The 22581-nt window shown below is 56.1% G+C and carries 18 protein-coding genes; 15 read left to right on the top strand and 3 right to left on the bottom strand.

Features of this window, described 5'->3' with window-relative positions; all coding sequences use genetic code 11:
• Positions 1 to 59 precede the first annotated feature (59 nt).
• The 5 genes from GSQ86_RS12815 (at position 60) to GSQ86_RS12795 (ending at position 6822) form a co-directional block, all read left to right on the top strand.
• Positions 60 to 1001, top strand: coding sequence for an MBL fold metallo-hydrolase (locus GSQ86_RS12815; RefSeq protein WP_254062348.1), 942 nt, complete (start codon positions 60 to 62; stop codon positions 999 to 1001).
• Positions 1002 to 1050: 49 nt separating this feature from the next.
• Positions 1051 to 2097 carry a LacI family DNA-binding transcriptional regulator gene (locus tag GSQ86_RS12810; protein ID WP_158750335.1) on the top strand — a complete coding sequence of 349 codons (1047 nt, stop codon included), beginning with the start codon at positions 1051 to 1053 and terminating at the stop codon, positions 2095 to 2097.
• Positions 2098 to 2328: 231 nt separating this feature from the next.
• Positions 2329 to 3360, top strand: coding sequence for an ROK family protein (locus GSQ86_RS12805; protein ID WP_158750334.1), 1032 nt, complete (start codon positions 2329 to 2331; stop codon positions 3358 to 3360).
• Positions 3245 to 4774 (top strand): sugar porter family MFS transporter, encoded by a 1530-nt coding sequence (locus GSQ86_RS12800; protein WP_158750333.1) that lies wholly within the window; start codon positions 3245 to 3247, stop codon positions 4772 to 4774. The genes GSQ86_RS12805 and GSQ86_RS12800 overlap by 116 nt, the downstream gene beginning before the upstream one ends.
• A gap of 215 nt (positions 4775 to 4989) precedes the next feature.
• Positions 4990 to 6822, top strand: coding sequence for a PAS domain-containing sensor histidine kinase (locus GSQ86_RS12795; RefSeq protein ID WP_158750332.1), 1833 nt, complete (start codon positions 4990 to 4992; stop codon positions 6820 to 6822).
• Positions 6823 to 6840: 18 nt separating this feature from the next.
• Here the strand turns inward: GSQ86_RS12795 and GSQ86_RS12790 are convergent, their stop codons facing one another.
• Complete coding sequence (locus tag GSQ86_RS12790) at positions 6841 to 8103, bottom strand: M48 family metallopeptidase (protein ID WP_158750331.1); 1263 nt, start codon at positions 8101 to 8103, stop codon at positions 6841 to 6843.
• A 435-nt stretch (positions 8104 to 8538) separates the two neighbouring features.
• On the opposite strand from GSQ86_RS12790, the gene GSQ86_RS12785 reads away from it, so the two are divergent.
• The gene (locus GSQ86_RS12785) at positions 8539 to 10968 is read left to right on the top strand and encodes an ABC transporter permease (protein ID WP_158750330.1); all 2430 of its coding nucleotides are present in this window, start codon (positions 8539 to 8541) and stop codon (positions 10966 to 10968) included.
• On the opposite strand, the gene GSQ86_RS12780 is transcribed toward GSQ86_RS12785, so the two are convergent.
• Complete coding sequence (locus GSQ86_RS12780) at positions 10962 to 12131, bottom strand: FAD-dependent monooxygenase (protein ID WP_158750329.1); 1170 nt, start codon at positions 12129 to 12131, stop codon at positions 10962 to 10964. The two genes, GSQ86_RS12785 and GSQ86_RS12780, sit on opposite strands and share 7 nt — an antisense overlap.
• A gap of 89 nt (positions 12132 to 12220) precedes the next feature.
• On the opposite strand from GSQ86_RS12780, the gene GSQ86_RS12775 reads away from it, so the two are divergent.
• Positions 12221 to 12844, top strand: a complete 624-nt coding sequence (locus GSQ86_RS12775) for a TetR/AcrR family transcriptional regulator (protein WP_158750328.1) — start codon at positions 12221 to 12223, stop codon at positions 12842 to 12844.
• A gap of 105 nt (positions 12845 to 12949) precedes the next feature.
• Here the strand turns inward: GSQ86_RS12775 and GSQ86_RS12770 are convergent, their stop codons facing one another.
• Positions 12950 to 14122 carry a Gfo/Idh/MocA family protein gene (locus GSQ86_RS12770; protein WP_158750327.1) on the bottom strand — a complete coding sequence of 391 codons (1173 nt, stop codon included), beginning with the start codon at positions 14120 to 14122 and terminating at the stop codon, positions 12950 to 12952.
• An 838-nt stretch (positions 14123 to 14960) separates the two neighbouring features.
• Between GSQ86_RS12770 and GSQ86_RS12765 the strand changes: the two genes are divergently transcribed.
• From GSQ86_RS12765 to GSQ86_RS12730, 8 genes are all read left to right on the top strand, one after another.
• A complete protein-coding gene (locus tag GSQ86_RS12765; RefSeq protein WP_216841133.1) occupies positions 14961 to 16610 on the top strand; it encodes a protease pro-enzyme activation domain-containing protein in 1650 nt (549 codons plus the stop codon).
• A gap of 97 nt (positions 16611 to 16707) precedes the next feature.
• Positions 16708 to 17268, top strand: a complete 561-nt coding sequence (locus tag GSQ86_RS12760; RefSeq protein WP_158750325.1) for an AAA family ATPase — start codon at positions 16708 to 16710, stop codon at positions 17266 to 17268.
• Between the two features lie 35 nt (positions 17269 to 17303).
• A complete protein-coding gene (locus tag GSQ86_RS12755) occupies positions 17304 to 18023 on the top strand; it encodes an ROK family protein (RefSeq protein ID WP_158750324.1) in 720 nt (239 codons plus the stop codon).
• Between the two features lie 66 nt (positions 18024 to 18089).
• Positions 18090 to 18800 carry an MgtC/SapB family protein gene (locus GSQ86_RS12750; protein ID WP_158750323.1) on the top strand — a complete coding sequence of 237 codons (711 nt, stop codon included), beginning with the start codon at positions 18090 to 18092 and terminating at the stop codon, positions 18798 to 18800.
• Positions 18801 to 18888: 88 nt separating this feature from the next.
• On the top strand, positions 18889 to 19836 hold the full coding sequence (locus GSQ86_RS12745; RefSeq protein ID WP_254062346.1) for an ABC transporter ATP-binding protein: 948 nt from the start codon (positions 18889 to 18891) through the stop codon (positions 19834 to 19836).
• A gap of 15 nt (positions 19837 to 19851) precedes the next feature.
• Entirely contained in the window at positions 19852 to 20643 is a 792-nt protein-coding gene (locus tag GSQ86_RS12740) for an ABC transporter permease (protein ID WP_158750322.1), read from the top strand.
• 40 nt (positions 20644 to 20683) lie between these two features.
• Positions 20684 to 21859, top strand: coding sequence for a sensor histidine kinase (locus GSQ86_RS12735; RefSeq protein WP_216841132.1), 1176 nt, complete (start codon positions 20684 to 20686; stop codon positions 21857 to 21859).
• Entirely contained in the window at positions 21856 to 22470 is a 615-nt protein-coding gene (locus tag GSQ86_RS12730) for a response regulator transcription factor (protein WP_158750320.1), read from the top strand. The genes GSQ86_RS12735 and GSQ86_RS12730 overlap by 4 nt, the downstream gene beginning before the upstream one ends.
• Positions 22471 to 22581: the final 111 nt, after the last annotated feature.

Here is a 22581-nt window from a genome sequence, read left to right as displayed (position 1 = left end):
GACCCCATTCTTCCCGCATCGAACCACTCGTCGCAGGCATCTCTGATACAGGAGATTCCGTGGCACAACCCAGGCAATCCCGGCCCAAATTCAGCTTTATCTTCAATCTCATCGCGCGCTCCGCCTTTCATCCCATGGAGGGCGAACAGCAGAAGCCGGTCCTGACTGGCAGTGGCGAGCTTGGAGTGACCTTCATCGGTCACTCGACTTTCCTGGTCCAGCTGGGCGGCAAAAACCTGATCGTAGACCCGGTATTCGCCAACTGGCTTGTCGTTCTGCATCGCCTGCGCAAGCCCGGCGTCGCCATAAAGGATCTCCCGGCAATCGACGCTGTCCTCTTGACGCACGCCCACATGGACCACCTCAACCTGCCTTCGCTTCGCCGCATCATTCGTCACACGCGCAACCTCACCGGCAAAGCCCCGGCGGCCATCGTACCCTCGAACGTTGCCGACCTGGTGAAAGACCTCGGCTTTTCCAGCGTGACGCAGCTCGCATGGTGGGAATCCGTTCAGCTCAGCAGCATCGATATCACGCTTACTCCGGCCCGGCACTGGGGCGCTCGTAAAATGACGGACACGCACCGTGGCTTTGGCGGCTACGTGCTGCGCAGCGGACCACATTCGCTCTATCACTCCGGCGACACGGGTTACTTTGACGGCTTCCGCGAAATCGGCCAGCGTCTCAAACCGCAGGTCGCGCTGCTTCCCATCGGCGCCTATTCGCCCGACAGCTTCCGCTCCGTGCACACCAGCCCGGAAGACGCACTCATGATCTTCAGCGATCTCGGCGCGCAGACCATGATTCCCATGCACTACGGCACCTTCTGTCTTTCCGCCGAACCCATGGACGAACCGCTGCCCCGCCTTCTCTCAGCCGCAGAAAACGAAGGCATCGCAGATCATGTTCTCGCTCTGCATGAAGGCGAGACGAAAATTTTCCGGCAGCCAAAAGCTCCGATCCGAGATGAGAAGACGTTGACAGCCCCTGAGACTGCCTGAAGACTGGTGCAAAGCGAAAAGAAACCGTACACTTGCACTCAAGTTCACGATGAGCAAATCAGGATCGCATGCCACACTCGCCGATGTCGCCCGTAAAGCCGGAGTCGGCACGACGACCGTCTCCCGCGTTATCAATGGCGGCCACCGCGTCAGCCCACGCACTCTGAACCGTGTACGCGCCGTTATCGAGCAGCTTGGCTACATGCCAAACCAGGCAGCGCGCATTCTCAAAGGCGAGCGTACAAAAACTATCGGCCTCGTCATTCCCAGCATCGCCGACTCCTTTTTCTCCAGCTGCGCCGAAGCTGCGCAGGAGATCGCCCGGGCCAACGACTCGTTACTCATCGTCACTGTTACAAATAACGATCCGCACATCGAGATGGAAAATCTCAACGTGCTCATGCGTCACCGCACCGATGGCTTACTGCTCGCGCCTGCCAACTACCAGAGCGATTCGCTTGCTGATTTCCTCCGCAGAATTTCCACTCCTATCGTCTCCTTTGACCGTCCGATTCCGGGCACTGGCATCCCCAGCGTCGTCGCCGACAATTACAACGGTGCCCGCAGCGCCATCGAGCACCTCATTAGCCACGGGTATAAGCGCATTCTCTGTCTTGGCGGTGAGACCACGCTCTACACTATCCGCGAGCGACTGCGCGGCTACCGTCATGCGGTCGAGGAGGCGGGACTGGTATCGATCGTCGATATGTCGGTGAAGGATTACAAATCGGCTGAGTACGCCATTGAAAGCCATCTTGCCGCATCGCAACCCCCCGACGCCATCTTCACCGTAAAGAACAGCACCACCATTTATGCATTTGAAACGCTGCAGAAGCTGAAAATCTCCATTCCGAAATCGATTGCGCTGCTGGGTTTTGACGATTTCGAGCTGGCATCGACGCTGCGCCCATCGATCAGCGTTGTGCAGCAGCCGATTGAGGACTTAGGCCGGATCGCCGCAGAAATACTCTTCGAACAGCTGCTTCCCACCAAGAAGAAAAAACACCATATCTCAAAAAAACGGCAGGATATGATCAAGCTCGAAACGAGATTGGTTCTTAGAAATTCCTGCGGATGTAATACCCCAGCCAGCTAGGGTTAAAACTAAAAATCATACCTCTGCCACGCCCAAAGAGGGAAACGCTACCACTAATTATGGAATCGTTTCCACCTCCCATTTTTTTCGTGTATATTGCAGAGGATTGTGATTGGACCGCGGGCATCATTCGACTCCAATCAAACATAGGTCACTGATTCGTTATTTTTTTGTTCGAATTGCAACCGGGACAGCCCCAAGGGGCGTCCTTTCTTCGAGACTTGGCTGCGTATGAGTTCTTTTTCGATTGGGGTAGATTTAGGCGGAACGAATCTGCGTGTCGCAGCATACACGTACTCGTCAGGCTTGCTCGAAACAATTCTTCTGCCCACGCGGCTCGCTGCCGGCCGGCACGCAGTCGTTGAAGACATGTGTCAGGCCATCCGGAAACTTCGTTCAACCTATGCCATGCAGCGCGAGTTGATCGGTGTCGGCATCGGCACTCCGGGGCCGCTGGAATTGCCCGCCGGGCGCCTGCACAATCCTCCCAACCTGCCGGGTTGGGACGGCTTCGAGCTTCGCGTGGAAGTGGAAAATTGTCTCGACATGCCGGTCGCCGTGGAAAGCGACGCCAACGTAGCCGCTCTCGCTGAATGTGTCCTCGGCAGCGGACGCACGCTCGGTATCGATTCCCTCTGCATGCTTACCCTCGGCACCGGAATCGGCAACGGCATCATCCTCAACGGTAAAGTCTGGCACGGCGCGCATGGCATGGCCGGAGAAGCCGGACACATCAACATCTGGCCCAACGGGCCTGCCTGCGGATGCGGCAGCCAGGGCTGTCTTGAGATGTACGCCTCAGCCACCGCAGTACGCCGCATCGCGCTCGAAGCCGCAGCATCCGGCGATGCTCCGGCCATCGCAGCTCTCGCTAAAGCCAATCCGGATTTCAGCACGCGGGATCTTTCCGATCTCGCCGAAAAGGGTTCGCCGGACGCGAAGAAAATTTTTGAGGACGTCGGATGGGCCTTGGGAATCGGCATCGGCGATCTTGTGAATACGCTCAACCTGCCGCTCTATGTCGTCGGCGGTGGCCTGGCAAATGCCTGGAGCTTATTCTCACCCACTTTGATAGCCGAAGCTCGCCGCCGCAGCTACGTCTATCGCCTCACCGAGCCGGGCAGCGCAATTCTTGATGGCCACAGCAATGCCGGCACACGTATTATTGCCGCGGAACTCGGCGCGGACTCTGGTCTGCTTGGTGCCTGTATTCTTCCCTACACCATGGCAGCAGCCACCGAAAATATCCCGCTGTCTTCCTGACGAAAGCAGATTTCCTCTCGACAGGATTGCGCCAGCAACACACGAATGCGATGCATCAGCAACATACCGCACCAGAGAATCCAGAATGCGATTGAATTTTTATCTTTTTAAGAGCACGATAGTCGGCGCTCTCGGTGGTCTTCTCTTCGGCTTTGACACTGCTGTCATTGCGGGAACCACCCACCAGCTCACTGACATCTTTCACCTCACCGCCGGCCAATTGGGCTTTACCGTCTCCATCGCCCTCTGGGGAACCGTAATCGGAGCCATGTCCGCGGGCGCCATCGGGCAGAAATTTGGCGGCCGTGAAACGCTGCGCCTCATGGCGCTTCTTTACATTATTTCCTCGGTAGGCTGCGCGTTTTCCTGGAGCTGGTCCTCACTGATCTTTTTCCGCTTTATCGGCGGCCTCGGCATCGGAGGCTCCTCCGTGCTCGGCCCGGTGTATATCGCCGAGCTGGCTCCGGCAAAGTGGCGTGGTCGCCTCGTGGGCCTCTTCCAGATCAACATCGTTCTCGGCATCCTGCTCGCCTACGCCTCGAACTACTTCATTGAGCGCCTCGGCCTCGGAGCGCTGCAGTGGCGCTGGCAGCTTGGCGTCGCAGCCTTTCCCGCCGTGCTCTTCCTCATCATGCTCTACGGCATTCCGCGCAGCTCCCGCTGGCTGGTCACGCAGAACCGCATCGATGAGGCGCGATCCGTACTGCAGTTGATGGGAACGCCTGATTCAGAAGCAGAGCTGAAAGAAATTGTCGATTCCATCCACTTCGAACGCAGCGCAAAATCCGAGCCGCTCTTCCAATACAAGTATCGACTGCCCATTTTCCTTGCCGTTTCCATCGGAATGTTCAACCAGCTCGCCGGAATCAATGCCATTCTTTATTACCTGAATGACATCTTCCGCGCCGGTGGCTTCAGCGCCATGTCCGGCGACCTGCAGGCAGTCCTGGTCGGAGCCATGAACCTCGTCGCCACACTGCTGGCCATGACCGTTATCGACAAGCTGGGACGCAAGACCCTGCTGCTTGTCGGCTCGGTCGGCACCGCTATCTGCCTCTTGGGGGTGGCCTCCATCTTTTACATGAAGCAGCACCAGTCTTCTCTCGTCTGGCTGCTCGTCGGCTACATCTTCTTCTTCGCCATCTCACAGGGCTCGGTGATCTGGGTATACATCAGCGAAGTCTTTCCCACGCGCGTACGCTCGAAAGGGCAAAGCCTTGGCAGCTCGGCGCACTGGGTCATGAATGCCATCATCTCCGGCACCTTCCCGCTCCTCGCAAGATATTCCGCAGGCGCGCCGTTCGTCTTTTTTGCCGCCATGATGGTCGTGCAATTCTTCGTCGTGCTCTTCGTTTATCCCGAGACCAAGGGCTACACGCTCGAACAGATGCAGCACAAACTCGGCATCGAATAACATCCGCTTCACCAGCTATCTCCGGTGTCCCATCTTACTTTTCACGAAGGGACGGGACACCGGAATCCCACCCCTCGTAAATCAGTCGATGCAGCTCTCTCTCGCTCATTTCCAATCACAGATACCCCGTGGTACATTCATGTTTTGATCACCACATAAGCAATGTTGATCTCATGCGTTAAGCCATCCTGGAATTACTGAGCGCGAGGCGCTTTTTGGATTTTTTCTACGACCACCCCAACCCGATGTGGATTTACGACCTGGAGAATTTCCATTTTCTCGAAGTCAATGCAGCAGCTATTCAGGTTTACGGTTGGACCCGCGAAGAATTCCTCAGCATGACCGTTCTCGACATCCGTCCTGAAGAGGACATAGAGTCTGTGCGCACGAATGCGAAACGAGGCGGCGTTCAGCTCTCCTCCGGGCCTTGGCCGCATATTTACAAGGACGGATCCGAACACTTCGTGCGTGTCACTTCCTATCCGACAGAGTTCGCTTCACGTCCCGCCCGCATTGTTACCGTTACCGATCTGACGGAAACCGTACAGGCGAACGAAGCGCTTCGGCAAAGCGAAGCGGAGCTGCGGGCCCTCACCGATCAGCTGCCCGTCGCACTGCTCTATGTCGACAAGCAAGGCAAATGCCGCCGAGCTAATCGCGCCTTTGAAGACTGGTTCGATATCTCGCGCGATGAAGTCGTAAAACTCGAATTTGAATACTTCGTGGTCCGGGGCGACGGTAAGCAATACGAGGCAGATGTGCGTCGCGCATGGGCGCAGGTGTCAAATGGCCACGCCGCTCATTTTGAAAAGACGATCATGGTTCGCGGCAAGAAGCGAATCATCGACGCAACTTACACGCCCGATATCGAAGCCGACGGCCAGTTCTGCGGATTCACCGTCCTGCTGCATGACATTACCGAGCGTCGCGCTCTCGAAGAACAGTTTCGTCATGCGCAGAAAATGGAAGCCATCGGCAGGCTGGCAGGCGGCATTGCGCACGACTTTAACAACATCCTCTCGGTCATGAACGGTTATGCCCGTATCCTCGAACAGGAGCTGCCGCCCAATGAGCGTCTCAGGCGCATGTCGACCGAGATCTATCGCGCAGGCGAGCGCGCTGCGCGGCTCACGCAGCAATTGCTGGCTTTCAGCAGAAAACAGATCAGCCAGCCTCGCACCGTGCGCGTCGATGACCTGCTGAGCGATGACGAAACGATGCTTCGCCGCCTGGTCAGCGACACCATTTTTCTTGAAATTCATCCCGGAGCTGGCGACGCGTGTATCGAAATTGATCCGCACCGTTTCAGCCAGGTCCTTATGAATCTTGTCGTCAACGCCCGCGACGCAATGCAGGATGGCGGCACGCTCACAATTACCAGCCGCACTCAGTACCGTCATGCGCTCATCAGCGTACAGGACAACGGCTGCGGCATGCCCGCATCTGTTCGGGAGCGCCTGTTCGAGCCCTTCTTCACCACAAAGGAAGAAGGAAAAGGGACAGGTCTCGGTCTCGCGACTGTCTACGGTATTGTGCGCGAGGCGGGCGGAACAGTATCAGTGGAATCGGTGGAGGCTTCCGGCTCGACGTTTACCCTATCTCTGCCACTGGTAGCCCAGAAGGATACATCCCCAGCCTCGCTCAAGAAACAGCCATCCATCGAATCTGGAAGCGAGACCATTCTGCTTATCGAAGACGACCTGCACATCCGTTACCTGCTCGCCCACACGCTGCAGGCATGCGGCTATCAGGTGATTCAGGCAGCCAACGGACTCGAAGGACTCAACATCGCCAGGCAGATGTTGTCATCGCTCGACGCGATTATCAGCGATGCCATTATGCCGGGAATGAGCGGACAGGACGTCATCGCTCGACTGCGTCATCTTCGCCCTGAACTGAAAGCTCTGCTCGTCAGTGGACACATCGACGCCGATCCCAAAGGCGTCGCTACCGATCCCTATACTTCATTTCTCTATAAGCCGGTTCCACCCGACGTTCTGGCAAACGAGCTTCGGCGCCTTCTTGACGGCACGCCTGCCCGAGCCTGACATACCAGCAGAACCTAATTAGTTGTTATCGTCACGCCGATGCAGCGTAGGACGATCGTCGCCGGTCTGCGGCGTTGCATTGGGGTTATTCGGATTGCTTGGATCGTTGGTAGCCACGCGCCGCAGCGTGGGCTTGCCATTCTTCGGCTCCATCAGCTTGCGCTTGTTCTCAATGCGCGCCAGCCTTGCCTTCACGTCGTCGAATTCTGACGTCGTCACAAGATACTGATCCCTTGCTGGCAGAATCTTCGCAATCTCTTCTTGCGTGTGCTGAATGCGGTCCGGAGTCTGCGGATGGTTTGAGAATGCCTTGGCCACTGCGCCCGGCTTCTGCTTCTCCAGATTCTGGATCTTCTCAAAGAAGGTGACGAATGCCTGCGGATCGTACCCCGCACGATACATATATTGCAGACCCAGATAGTCCGCCTGTCCCTCGAACTCGCGCGAGAACATCAGGAACGTCATCGGGATGGCAATGTTGATCGCCTCATAAATACCGTAGCCGGTCCAGCTGTAACCGGTCATCATAATCAGCGGAATCGAGCCGAGCTGAACGTAGTTCATGCGCGTCATCTCGCGCGCAGCATGGTGAGCGCACACGTGCGCCGTCTCATGCGCCATCACACCAGCCAGCTCTGCCTCTTCGTCCGCAGCGAGAATCAGGCCCGAGTTGACGTAGAAAAATCCGCCGGGCAGCGCCATCGCGTTGATTTCATCGGTGTCGATGACCTTGATCGTGAAGGGCACCTTGCAATCAGAATTCTTGACGATGTTCTGACCGATACGGTTGATGTACTCCGTCACCACCGGATCGGTAATCAGCTTCGTGCTCTTTTCGATCTCGTCGGCGTACTGCTTGCCCATCTTGATCTCGCCTTCGGTCGAGTACCAGTTACCCACCCCTCGGCCACCGATATTTCGCGTGCCGACGGCGTTCACATCATCCACGCTGCCCGGCTTCACGTTCACTTTTTCCGGCTCCGTGTTTGGCGGCGGTGCGTTCGCGGGAGCTGCATCGGTTTTGTTCTGGTCTTTGGCGGCGGCTGGCGTATCGGCGCTTTGCTTATCCTGCGCGGAAGGCTGGCTCGGTGTGGTCTGGTCCTGCGGCGAAGGCTGGCTGGCTGCTACCGGAGGCGCGGTCTGAGTCTGACTCTGCGTCTGAGGCTGTGCGGAACTTCCGCTCGCGCTCGTACTCTGCGCCAACGCCATCGGGGCTAACACCAGGCTCACAGCAAGCAACAGCTGCGGAGCTGTTATCTTTTTCACTGAATTCGCGGCCATACCGGCACTCTCCGGGAGCACACACTCCCACATCTATAGACGTTAGTATGCGCCTTTTTGTCAGCCTTTGGTGGGCAAATCATTGACTCGCTTTGGTATCACTAAAGGACTTTTCTCCTGACTCCGGCGCGTCAACATATTCAAACGACCAGAGTTCTCAGAATTCGTCGGGAAGCAAGACAGCATTCCAGTTATTGCATACACGGTATTCCAAAGCGTCCTGGACAGCAAAGATGTCGTACTACTATCAAATCGCCCCCAAACTGCACCAAAACGCACGCAAATGCCACTTATTGTCGTCCATTTGTGGACAGGAACGTCTCGGAATCGGACGCCGAGCCCACCTCCAGCCATAGCAAGATCTGCATTTTCAATAGCTTACAACTCAATAAGTTTGGCGAGCGATATGCTTCTTTCTCTACGGGAGATCAGAAAATGTATTTCCGCTATGCCCTCCGCCAACTCCGCAAGAATCCGGGCTTTGCTTTTACCGCTGTCCTCACGCTCGCCATCGGCATAGGGGCTACGACTGCGATCTTCAGCCTTGTCTATGCGGTTCTGCTGCGTCCGCTTCCCTTTCCCCAGCCGGACCAGCTCGTGTGGATCACCCAGCAGGACCACTCCCTGCCCGGTACCGTGGCCGAGTCGCTCAGTTATCCCGATTACTTCGACTGGCGCGCGCAGAATCACACCCTCACGGGCCTCGTCTCGTATCGAGGAGCCAGCGTAACACTGCAGAAGAACGGCGAGCCGCAATTGCTGGACGCGCAGACCGTCTCTTCGAACTTCTTCCAGGTCATGGGCGTTTCTCCCATGCTCGGCAGAGGCTTCCACTGGGACGAAGAAAAGCCCGGAAACCGCGCCGTGATCCTCAGCTACGCCCTGTGGCAGGCCTCTTTCAGCTCAGATAAAAATATCGTCGGCCACTCCATCCGGCTGGGCGACAACGACTACACCGTGGCCGGAGTCCTGCCCGAAACCTATCAGTTTCTTTTGGACACTCCAACGCCCCAGATCTTTCTCTCTCTTGCTCAGGATGCCAGCGGCGCCGATCCGACCACGGGCCAGCGCGGCGATGATGGATTGCATATTATCGGACGGCTGAAACCCGGCGTGACCTTGCAGCAGGCTCGGGCCGACCTCTCCGTCATCGCGAGAAACCTTGCGAAGCAATATCCTGACACCAACAAGTGGTACACCTCGGCCGAGGCTGTCCCCGAACTCGACCATCTGGTCGGCGATACGCGGGTCGCCCTGCGCGTGCTCTTTGCCGCCGTTGTACTCGTACTGCTGATTGCCTGCGCCAACGTCGCGGGTCTGTTGCTGGCACGAGCCTCGCAGCGTCATGCTGAGTTCGCCTTGCGCGCCGCCATCGGAGCCAGCCGCAACGAAATTCTCCGCCAGATGCTCTCCGAATCCGTCATTCTCTCCCTCTGCGGAGGCATCGCCGGCGTCGTGCTGGCAAATGGCATGCTCAAGGCCATGCTGACTCTGCTCCCGCTTGAAATCCCGCGACTGGCGCAGGTTTCCGTGAACGGTCCTGTAGTTATTTTCACCGTCGCCATATCCGTTCTCACTGGAATTCTCTTCGGTCTGCTGCCAGCATGGCGCATGGCCCAGATTGAGCCGTCGTCCGCCCTCCGCGAAGGCTCACGCAGCCTCAGCAGCGGACGCGCGCGTCACAGCCTGCAAAGCGGCCTCGTCGTCGCGCAGACTGCCATCGGCCTGGTGTTGCTCGTCGGCTCCGGATTACTCATCCGCAGCTTCATCCGCGTTATGCACATCGATCCTGGATTCGATGCGAATCATGTGCTTACCGCACGCCTGGGGGTTCCCTTCGATGGCCGCTACCAGCACGACGCGCACTTCCAGCTTTACCAGCAAGTGATGGAAAAGCTTTCGACGCAGCCCGGCGTGCAGGCCCTCTCCGCAGGCTGGCCCTTACCGCTTTCCGACAGCTACGCCTCCGTCTCCTTCAGCATCGAAGGCAGGCCCGTAGCCAAGGGCGACGAGCCGAATGAATCAATCTCCATAACCATGCCCGGTTATTTTGAAACCATGCGCATCCCGCTTATCTCGGGTCGCACTTTCACCCAGCAGGATCAGACCAGGAGCAATCCGGTCATCATCGTCAATCAGGCATTTGCTAAAAAATATTTTCCCGGCCAGAACCCGCTCGGCCAGCACATGAAATCCGATCTGGGCGATGGAACCATCAGCCGTCCCATGCGCGAGATCGTCGGCGTGGTCAGCAATATCAAACGGCAGGGCCTGACAGCGGACGCACAGCCTGAATACTATCTGCCCTATTCGCAGGCTGTAATTACGAATCCCTACTTCACCATTCGCACCAAAGGCAATGCTGAGGGCATCGAAGCGGCCATCCGCAATGCCGTCTCGCAAATCGATTCGACCATTCCTGTCTACAACGTTTCGCCGCTCGAGACATACGTCTCCAAATCCTCAGCACAGCAGCGCTTTGAGACAGTCCTGCTTTCGCTCTTTGCCGGAATCGCCCTCCTGCTCTCAACCATCGGACTCTACGGCCTGCTCTCCTACATAGTCACGCAGCGCACCTTTGAAATCGGTCTGCGCATGGCCATCGGCGCGCAGAGGTCAGACATGCTGCATATGATTCTGCGCCGCGGGCTGCGCCTCGCCGCTATCGGTCTTGGTATCGGCCTCGTAGCATCCGCACTGCTCACGCGACTGTTGACGCATCTGCTTTACGGAATCAAGCCACTCGATCTCGTCACCTTCACCGTTGTCAGCGTGGTCCTGCTGGCCGTCTCCGCATTAGCCAGCTTCGCCCCCGCATGGCGCGCTTCACGCCTCGATCCAATGGAGACACTCCGCGATCAGTAATCCTTAAGGATGATCGAGTTCCCAACCTTCAACGGGATCTCGATCATCATGTTTTTCCACGACGTATGCGGCAGCACGCGCCACATCTGTGTACTCAGCCACAGCTTCCAACGGCTGCGAGGTACAAACCAGTCCGCACCTTCGGCCAGCTTCTGGCAGCGGCCTGTGAACTCCCGCATCAGGGATTCGTATACCGGAAATGCAACCGTATAATCTCCTTCCGCCTGCTTCAGCTCTCCCGCCAGAATGTACGCGCCCACCATGGCCATTCCCGTTCCCATACCCGAAAGCGGAGATGGGCACCAGGCTGCATCTCCCAGCAAAGCAGTTCTTCCATCTGACCACCGGTTCATCTTGATCTGGCTGACCGAATCGAAATAGAAATCCGGCGCGCCCTCCAGCAACTCCAGCAGGCGTGGCACCTCCCACGCCTCATTCGCAAATCGATCGCGAAGGATCTTCTGCTGTTGCGCAGCATCGCGGCGGTCGTATTCCAGAATCGGCGAATCGAAGAAGAAAGACGCCGTAGCCGTCTCGTGATCTCGTCCGAAAATGCCCACCTTCTTTCCAACCGTGCCGTGGTAGAGCCCTGTGCGGTCCAGCTTCATGTAATTGGGAATCGTGAAGATCGAAATGTAATAGCCCAGATGGTGCAGAAAGCGGGACTCTTCACCAAATGCCAGTGCGCGGACCTTGGAATGCAATCCATCCGCCCCAATCACCAGATCGAAAGTACGCCGCTGGCTGCGCTGAAAGCTCACCTCTATCCCGTCATCCTTCGGCGAAAAGCTCGTAACGGAATCGTCGAAGATGTATTCCGCATCCCGCCGAGTGTGCTCGTAGAGAATGTGGGCGAGATCGCCACGCATGATCTCAAGCTCACCGCTGGTAAAGCCGTCGGGCATGCTTGCAATCTTCCGGTTCTCACTATCCACAATCGTGATCGCTCCCGTGCGGGTCTGCATTCTCTCTATCTCTGACCTTATGCCCATGCGCTCCAACACCCGGAGAGACGCACCACGAAAATCCACAGCGTAGCCGCCGGGCCGCACCGAGCACGCACGCTCCACGATAGTGAGATGAAAGCCGTAACGGCTCAGCCAGAAAGCCAAAGCCGGCCCCGCAATGCTGGCTCCGGAGATGAGGATATTGTGATTCTTCAAGATCAAACCTCGGTATAGTACAAATGTATTAGACATTTGTACTATACGTTTGTATGACACAAACGTTCAAATCCAAATAAACTGTACTCATGGGAAATCGTGAAGCTTTATTGCAGGCGGCCAAGACTTGCCTGCTTGAGAAGGGTTATGTACTCACAACCGCTCGTGATATCGCCTCAAAAGCCGGCGTAAGTCTCGCTGCTATCGGATATCACTTCGGCTCGAAAGATGCGCTCCTCACCGAAGCGCTGATGCTCGCTATTGGAGATTGGGAACAGGACTTCCACCGCGCTCTGCAATCCGCCATTCGTCCCAAAGCCGCGCCTGCCGAGAGATTCGAGACGATATGGAAGCGCTTGATCGAGACCTTTGAAACTCACCGCCCACTGTGGGTGGCAAATTTCGAGCTTTTTGCGCATGCCGATCGTCTGCCTGACCTTCGTCGCGTTCTCGGAAAAAACATGCAACAGGCGTGGGCAGGTTTGGCAGCCTTATTCCTTAATGTGGAAGAAAGCTCGATGGACGAGCAGACGGCAAATACCATGGGAGCCTTCTACCATGCGCTGCTCACTGGTCTCATCGCGCAGTTTCTCATCTATCCAAAACAGGCACTTTCTGCGCGCAGCCTGACCGAGGCCATGCGCAGAACCAGCGCCGAACTTCTGCCCAAACCCGGAACAAAAAGCAAGCCGGTAAAAACCGCCCGAAAATAATCGTTTCAGAACGGCCTGAGCGACAATCACCATTCTGGGTGCCCCATCCTTTCGCGCTTTTTGCGAAAGGGTGGGATCCCACACACTCAAACCGCGCAAACAAACTTACGCATTTTTCACCGGCCAGGTAATCTGTCCCTTGCCGCGATAGGCGAGATTGCCGATATGCCCGGCGCGCGCCGCACCCACCCCAGCCTCGACTGGAGCGTTTGGCTCTTTACGCGTACGCATGCACTCAAAGAAATTCTGCACGTGCGTAATGGTTCCGTCTCGAAAGCTGTCCGCCTTGAGTACAGGATTCTGATTCCCCTGCACACCCTCGCGATAGACACCGAAGCCGCCGCGATTGATCTTCAGCGTCGCCTCCGTACCGCGAAATTCGAGCCCCCCGTCATCAATCGAAGAGGCCATCATGCCCTCGTAGACAACATCAAAGCCGGAATAGCGAAACGCCGCCTGCACCGTATCCGGGCAATCCCATTGCTCAAAGATGTACTTGTCTCCCAGCATCTGCGCCACGTGCGGCTGATCGGTCTTCATCGCCCAATGCACAACGTCAATCCAGTGCGTAAACAAATCAGTCATCGCACCGCCGCCAAAGTTCCAGAACCAGCGCCAGCGATAAAATTTCTCTTCGCTGAACGGCTGATCCGGAGCGCCACCAAGCCACTGCTTCCAGTCCAGCGCCTGCGTATCGACTGGCTTCGGTGGCTTGCCACCCTCATAGTTCTGCCACCAGTAAGTCCGCACCTGCGGAACCCGCCCCAGGCTGCCCCCCTGAATCAGATCGACCGCATCACGAAAATGACTCCAGCTGCGCTGCTGCATGCCGCATTGCAGAATCTGTTTTCCTGAACGGACCGCATGTGTCAGCGTGGCGCCCTCTTCAAGCGTGTGCGTCACCGGCTTTTCCAGATACACATCTTTGCCCGCAGCCAGCGCATCCACGGCCATCCGTACATGCCAGTGATCGGGCGAGGCAATGAAAACCGCGTCGATATCTTTCGCCAGCACCTCGTGGTAATCCAAATGGGCCGTAGCCGCTGTCGCATTCGGCCGTTCTTTAATCGCATCCCGCCGAGGCCCGTAGACGTCGCTGACCGCCACAATCTCACAAGGGCCGACCTTCTCGGCAGCATCGAGAAGAGACTGCATACGTCCGCCGTTACCGATCACTCCAATGCGGATCGTGTCGTTTGCGCCGAATGCTCTGGTTGAGGCGAGTGCGGTGAGTCCGCTGGCAATAAGAAAACTGCGACGTGTCGGGTTATAAGTCATTACGCTCCTGTTCCAGTTCGTTTTCGCAAACCATTATCCATGACAGATCGCCGCAACAGCCACGAACTCACCGATTTCCGCAGAAATGGCATTCTAAAAATAAATTTATTTGTTCAAACAAATGCTGGCATGGAATTATGCCTCAAAAAGCTATACTTGAAATAGAGGAAGAATTTCACTCTTGGAAAGAAAAACCTGGGTGCCCCATCCTTTCGCGTTTTTGCGAAAGGGTGGGAGATGACCATGGAAAAGCAGAGACCCCCTGCTAAGTGATTGAAAACACTAGATTGCACTTAAATCATTTCGATTCAATGGGATAGCGGGGGATGATCCCCCGCTATGTGTTTGATAATACGTGAAAGAGAGCCGATGAGAGGGGGGTAGTCCCCGACCCCTGGGATGGGAAATCCCCGCTGCACAGGTCAATTAAGGCTCATGCCGTGCATGCTGACACTGGATTCCGCGGAGTCGGTGCTCACCCGACATGCACTGTTCGTGAAGTGAGTTACTTCTTGCTCATTTCATCTCTAAAAGTAGTAGTTAAGTCGCCATATCTATCAGTACATGCCCCTAAGTAACACCTATCTCCTGCTTACTATCTTCTGAAAATAGTTTGACCGATGAAAATCAATCGGTGCTAACGTAGCTGCACAATTTCGCAGCGGACCTCGCTGCCCTATATCGTCTGGGCGTTGCCGACAGCAAATTGTCCTTCAGTACAGCAAATACAGAAAAACGATACCCACATTGCATTTCCCAAGGAGCATGGTTCATGGTTATGGATAAGGCAGTTCTCGCAAGCTCGGCTTTTACTTCGTCGAGAAGATGTCGAGCAGTCTTGCTCGCAACACTCACCCTCTTATTCGGTACTGCAATCACCCGCGCCCAATACACGGCCACGCGTCACGTCCGCGATACCGTACGCGATAAGCTCTCGTCTCCCGTTGGACGACTCGCTCCAACACAGATCATGAGCCTCAATATCGTCTTGCCGTTACGCGATCACGCTGGTCTCGACTTGCTCCTGGAAGATCTCTACAATCCGGAAAATCCCTCTTATCGGCATTTTCTTACCGTCTCCGAATTTACCGATCGGTTCGGACCAAGCCAGGCAGACTATGACGCCGTCCTCAAGTTCGCCAAAGCCAACGGTCTCACCGTTACCGGCGGATCAAGAGATGGCATGAATGTAGAGGTGAAAGGACCGGTTTCCGCGGTGGAATCCGCCTTCAACCTAACCATGCGCCTGTACCGGCATCCCACCGAGAATCGCATATTCTACTCGGCGGACCGCGAACCAACGACCACTCTGTCCTTTCCGTTATGGCACGTCTCCGGACTGGACAACTATTCCCTTCCACATCCGTTACTGATCAGCAAGACCGAGTATGCCAAGGCACATGGAATTGATCCGAAGACGCTTGTAAGTCACGCTACCACCGGCTCTGGACCATCAGCTTCCTTCCTGGGCAGCGATATGCGTGCAGCCTATTACGATGGAACGGCTCTGACCGGTGCTGGCCAGAACCTCGGCCTCTTCGAGTACGAAGGCACCGATCTTGCCGATCTGACCACGTACTACAAGAATGTGGGGCAGACCAACAAGGTTCCCGTCTCCCTGGTCTCCGTCGACGGCACAAGCACTTCCTGCGTCGACAGTCGCGCAGGCGGCCGATGCGACGATACCGAACAGACCCTCGATATGACCCAGGCCCTCGGCATGGCGCCCGGCCTGTCGAGTCTGGTCATGTATATCGGCTCGACAGATACGGCGATTCTCAGCTCGATGACAACCCACAGTCCCCTGCCTACGACCATAGGCTGCTCGTGGGGATGGACACCCGCCGACCCCAGCACACTCGACCCCTACTTCGAGAGGATGGCAACTCAGGGACAGACCTTCTTTGCCGCATCCGGCGACTCTTCAACATGGTCGAGAAGAAATGAGGCATGGCCCGCCGACGATGCGTACGTCGTCTCGGTCGGAGGCACCGACCTCATAACGGCCAGCGCAGGTGGCGCATGGAAGTCTGAGACAGCCTGGGCCGACAGCGGCGGAGGAATCTCGCCGGATAAGATCGCAATCCCCTCGTGGCAAAAACTTTCCGGCGTCATCAACTCCAGCAACAAGGGCTCCACAACCTATCGCAACGGACCCGATGTGTCAGCTAATGCTAACTTCACCTTCTACACATGCTCTGACCAGACAACCTGCCTGGCGAACGAGTACGGCGGCACCAGCTTCGCAGCTCCCATGTGGGCCGGCTTCATCGCACTCGTGAACCAGCAGCTGGCATCTGAGGGGAGCTCGAAAGTCGGCTACCTGAATCCAATCATCTATCCACAGAACGTGACAGCCACATATGGCACCGACTTCCACGACATCACCAGCGGCACATCAGGCTCGTATTCCGCAGTTACGGGCTACGATCTTGTCACCGGGTGGGGTAGTCCGAAGCCTGCCCTGATCAACACACTCGCACCCTAGCAAAAACGTAACGATTCAGCCAAAATAAACGGTGCCGTAGGCCAACTGCGGCACCGTTTATTTTGGCTGCCGGCAATTCATACGCAGGCATGCCAGAATGAATCAGATATTCAAACCAACCAGGAGAAATCCCATCGCCGTCTGGATATTGCTGGCGGGACTACCCGCAACAGGAAAAAGCACGCTGGCCAAAGCACTCGCAGCGAAATTGAATGCGGCAACCATTCTCGATAAGGACCGCGTCCGGGATTCCCTGTTTCCCGGCCCAATGACTGACTACACAGCAGAACAGGACGCTCTCTGTATGCATGCCATGATCGATGCAGCAGCGTATCTTACACAACATCGCCGCGGAGAATATATCTTCTTTGATGGCCGCACCTTCTCACGCAATGCGCAGATCGAAGAGGTGATCACAGCGGCTGAGAAATCCGGAGCGCCATGGCGGATCCTGTTATTAACATGCTCCGATGAGGCCGCGGAAAGCCGCCTTCGTATCGCAGATTCGAATCACCCTGCGCGCAATCGCGATTTTGATCTCTACCTTCGAGTGAAGGCTGCCTTCGAGCCTATCCTGGGCGACAAGCTGGAGCTCGACACAACCGAAAGCGTCGATTCATTGCTTCCCGCTGCACTGAGGTTCATCACAGCTGTTTAGCCACATACCTCTCAAGCACGGTATATTGCTTTCGTATGCCAACTAAAATTAAGCGCAAAGCTCCAGACACCCTGTGCATCGATGTCGGTGGAACCGGCCTCAAGATCATGTTGCTCGATTCAAACGGAAAGCCGCTTACTGAGCGCTTGCGCACGCCAACGCCAAAAAATCCCACGCCAGATAAAGTTCTGGCGACACTTGAACTACTCAAGAAAAAGGTGCCCTCCTTCGATCGAGTCTCAGTAGGGTTTCCGGGAGTGGTCAAGCGCGGCACGATCTTTACCGCCGTCAATCTACATCCGAAATGGGTCGGATTCAACTTGCAGGGCGAGCTTGAGAAACGCTGGAAGAAACCTGCACGCATAGCCAACGACGCTGCTGTGCAAGGCTTCGCGGCGATCCGCGGTAAAGGCGTAGAGATGATTCTGACTCTTGGCACCGGCCTCGGCTCCGCCATCTATACCGAAGGCCACTTATGCCCCGGTCTCGAGCTGGGCCATCATCCGTGGATCAAGGACAAGACCTACGAAGACTTCCTGGGAAAACGCGGCTTCAAGAAATACGGGAAAAAGCACTGGAACAAACTGGTCGAGAAGGCCGTCGCGCAGACCGTGGCGACTTTCAACTGGGATCATCTTTATATTGGCGGTGGAAACGCTAAAGAGATCACCTTTAAGCTGGCTGAAAACGTGACTGTTATTTCGAACGAAGATGGATTGCTCGGCGGAGCCGCTCTCTGGCAGCACGATTTCTGATCTTTGCTGGCCACCATTTGCGCCGCATCTTCATCGAACCAGACGATTCTGTTCAGAAGGAGTTGCATGCCCGTCGAGATCACCTGGCAAACGATAGCTATAAGGATTGTCATCACGCTGCTGGCAGGCGCACTGTTAGGCACGAACCGCAGCAAGCATGGCAATCCCGCTGGACTGCGTACGACGATGCTGGTGGCACTCGCTGCGTCGATTGCCATGATCCAGATGAACCTGCTGCTGCCGACGAATGGCAAGCCGCATGATTCCTATGCCGTGATGGATCTGATGCGCCTGCCCCTCGGCATCCTCACCGGGGTGGGATTTATCGGCGCCGGAGCGATTCTCCGCAAAGACAATTTGGTCATCGGAGTGACGACGGCAGCGACGATGTGGTTCGCCACAGTTGTCGGCCTCTGCCTCGGCGGAGGACAGATCATACTCGGTTCCGTCGCCGCAGTACTTGGCTTTATTATTCTTTCCACACTGCACTGGCTAGAGACGAGAATTGAAGAGCAACAACAGGCGACTTTGTGCTTAACGCTTTCGGACGATGGTATTTCTGAAACTGAGCTGCGGCGACTTTTGGAATCGGCGAGAATCGCAGTTCGCTCCGTTTCCGTGAAGCACCAGATGCAAACGCACCTGAAGAAATTCGAATTGGAGGTGCGCTGGCCTGCACACAAGGATTCGAAGAAGAACCCTGGTGTATTGAATGATATCGCTCAACTTCCGGGCCTCATCGAAATGGAATGGGTTCCTGCGGGCACGTCTACATGACAACTGTCATCCCGGATTTGTGACAGACTCCACTGATTTTCGTCCGCGCTAAGTTGCATTCTGTCTCCTGTAAGCACGAGGAGGCAAGATGTCGACTCTCACGGTTTCCGCCGAACAAACAGAAGAAGAATTGATGCCCTCTCACAGTGGCGGGGAAATTGCGCGACTGCATTCGGTGACAAAGCGATACGGAACAAATACTGCCTTGGATCATTTTTCCTTTGAGATTTATCCAGGCGAGATCGTCTCGTTGCTAGGCCCGAATGGAGCAGGTAAAACGACGGCGATCCGTCTTCTGTTGGGACTTATTTCCCCGACCTCCGGCAGCGTGCGTGTTCTCGGACGCAATCCACGCGACTCCTCTGCGCGGACGCGGATCGGCGCCATGCTGCAGGTGGCCAAGGTTCCGGAAAACCTGCGTGTACGCGAGCATATCGATCTCTTTCGCAGCTACTATCCGAAACCGTTGTCCGCTAATGAAGTAGTTCGCATCGCCGGACTCGAAGGCATCGAAGATAAATTCTTCGGCAAGCTATCTGGGGGACAGAAGCAGCGTGCGCTCTTCGGGCTGGCCCTTTGCGGCGATCCGGAGCTTGTCTTTCTCGACGAACCCACTGTCGGCATGGACATCGAGGCGCGACGCAATCTATGGACACAGATTCGCTTGCTTTCCGCTCGCGGAAAGAGCGTGCTGCTGACCACGCACTACCTCGAAGAAGCCGACGCTCTCGCGAATCGCATTCTTGTCATGAACAAAGGTTTCATGGTGGCGGAAGGTACGCCTACCGAGATCAAGAACCGCGTCTCCGGCCGCCGTATTCGTTGCGTCACACGCCTCGAACGGGATTTTGTTCGGACCCTGCCAACGGTGACGGATATCGTCGAAGACCGGGACGCTCTGGTTATCACGACGAGCCATCCCGAGTCGGTGATTCGGGTCATGCTGCAGAGGGACGAGACTCTGCACGATCTGGAGATCTCCGCAGCAGCGCTGGAAGATGCGTTCCTCGCACTAACAAAATCAGTCAACCAGTAGAGAAGGGACAATACCATGGCTACATCTGCAATTCGTCCAGTATCGCTGGGCACACCCTATTATCTAAACCTCTTTGTCAAGGAGACGCGCTACGAATTCCTGAAGGCTCTCCGCAATCGGATGTTCTCGCTGGCTACATTGGGCTTTCCTATCATGTTCTATCTGCTCTTCGGAGTGACGAACAGGCACACCGGCCCGGGACTCAACTACGCTCAATATCTAGTAGCGGGATACAGCTGCTTCGGTATGATCGCCGCGGCGCTGTTCAATCTTGGAGCGGGCATTTCCGCTGAGCGCGCGCAGGGTTGGCTGGAGGTAAAGCAGGCAAGCCCGATGCCTCGCGTGGCTTATCTTGGGGCAAAAGTGCTCACTTGCATGGCCTTCGGAGTCGTGATCGTTGCTATGCTCATGACGCTGGGACTGACTTTAGGCGGCGTACATGCGACACCGGGCCAAATTTTCCATTTGGCCGGAGTCGTCATCATTGGTTCAATTCCCTTCGCCAGCCTCGGCTTGCTGCTGTCCCTGATCATGCCGCCCAATGCAGCACCTGGTGTGATCAATCTGATTTATCTTCCTATGTCTTTCTGTTCAGGCCTGTGGATGCCGATCGAAGTGCTGCCCCACTGGCTACAGAAAACGGCAGTCGTGCTACCGACTTATCATTACGCACAACTTGCGTTAAACGTCTTTGGCTATGCTCGTTCGAGTGCTACGCTCATTCATTGGGAAGCTTTAGCTGGATTTACCTGCCTGATGCTGGGCGCCTCGTGGCTAATCTTTACTCGCAGCGAAGCAAAGGCATAGCAACGTGGAAGAGAACCATAAATCCGAATCTTCATCAAGGATGCCGCCTGGAGTGTGGCATTCGCTGGCAAGCGGCTGCGACAAAGTAACTCCCGAACAGGCTTATGAGGCAGTTCGTGTTCACACGGTGCCTGGCGACGCGCGACGTCGGAGCGGCTGGCCAGATAAGAACCGTCTCTATGACTACGTATGGCTGGTCTACTCCGTTTTCTTTTTCATTGAGCCGATAGCCCGCCGCAATCTGCGCTACTGGCTGGAATTTGCCGCGGTCTATGGCGTGTTCCTCGCTATTTATTCCGGATTGGTGTTCGCACGCACAAAAGTTCAGAGTTATTTATTACTCATAGCAATGTTTGCTCTCGGCCTACTGTATCTGCCCTATAACAACTCGGCGTGTGGCATGCTGGTCTACGTTGCAGCCTTCATCCCCTTCATCAGTGACTCGCTCGGACTCGTCGCCGGTACCATTGCTTCTCTCTGCGGCGCCATTGCACTTGAAGGATACTTGCTACACATCAGCCCGTGGGCCTGGGGATTTCCAGCATTTTTCTGCGTCGTCGTCGGCGGAACAAACCTTCTTACATCACAAAAGATCCGATCGAAAGCCACGCTCCAACTGGCTCAGGAGGAGATCGAGCAACTCGCCAAGCTTGCCGAGCGTGAACGCATTGCGCGTGATCTTCATGATGTTCTAGGGCATACTCTCTCCGTCATCGTTCTGAAGTCAGAATTAGCGGGACGCCTCTTCGAACGCGATCCACAGCGGGCGCGTCAGGAAATAGGCGAGGTCGAACAAGTTTCGCGCAAGGCATTGAGCGAAGTACGTGAGGCGATTCGGGGATATCGCTCCGAAGGCCTTATAGCTGAAATTGAACGAGCCCATCGCACGCTGGATGCAGCAGGCGTAATACTCACCTGCGAATCGAAGCCGCCATCTCTCTTGCCTGCAGAAGAAACGGTGCTCGCCCTGGCGGTGCGCGAGGCGGTTACGAACATCGTGCGCCATGCACAGGCCAGCCAATGCCTTATGCGCTTCGATACAGAAAAAGAACGCACATCGCTTACTGTAGAAGACAACGGCCGCGGCAACATACGGCAGGAAGGAAACGGGCTTCGCGGCATGCGGGAGCGTATTGAGAGCCTCGGCGGGAAGTTCAGCATTGACGGCAAGGAGGGTACCCGTCTTTCGATCGACATCCCGGTGAGATCGGCATGAATAAGAAAATCCAAGTCATTGTTGCGGAAGATCAGGCGATGGTGCTGGGCGCTCTGGCCGCATTGCTTGAAACCGAGTCAGATATTGCCGTTTGCGCGCGGGCCCGCAATGGTCGCGAGGCTCTGACGGCGGTGGGAAAGTATTCTCCAGACGTTCTGGTGACCGATATCGAAATGCCGGAGATGACTGGACTGACACTCGCCAGCGAGGTGAATGACCGTTATCCGAAGACGCGCGTCGTAATTCTGACTACATTTGCGCGGCCCGGGTATCTGCGACGGGCGCTGGATGCCGGAGCCAAGGGCTATCTGCTCAAAGATCGTCCGGCGTCGGAACTCGCAGAAGCGGTGCGACGTGTGCATCGCGGACTGCGCGTCGTCGATCCCGACCTGGCTGCGGAGGCATGGAGCGCCGATCCCGATCCGCTGACCGAACGCGAGCGGCAGATTCTCTGGCGCGCGGGTGAAGGCAAATCCAGCACTGAGATCGCCGATGAACTGCATCTTTCTGAAGGCACGGTACGGAATTACCTCTCAGAGGCTATCAGCAAGCTGGGTGCTTCGAATCGGGTGGAAGCAGCGCGGATTGCACGCTCTAAAGGCTGGCTCTAGCTCCTCATTAGCAGCTGCTATTGCCTCGTCATTCTGAGCCGACCGGAGGAAGGATTTCGAGCTCAGATGGTTGGGGATTCTTCGGCCTTCAGCTCAGAATGACGACTAGAT

The sequence above is a fragment of the Acidobacterium sp. S8 genome, assembly GCF_009765985.1.
Taxonomy (GTDB): domain Bacteria; phylum Acidobacteriota; class Terriglobia; order Terriglobales; family Acidobacteriaceae; genus Alloacidobacterium.
Note: the sequence above shows the minus strand (reverse complement) of the source record. Positions and strands in the feature narration are given on the sequence as shown.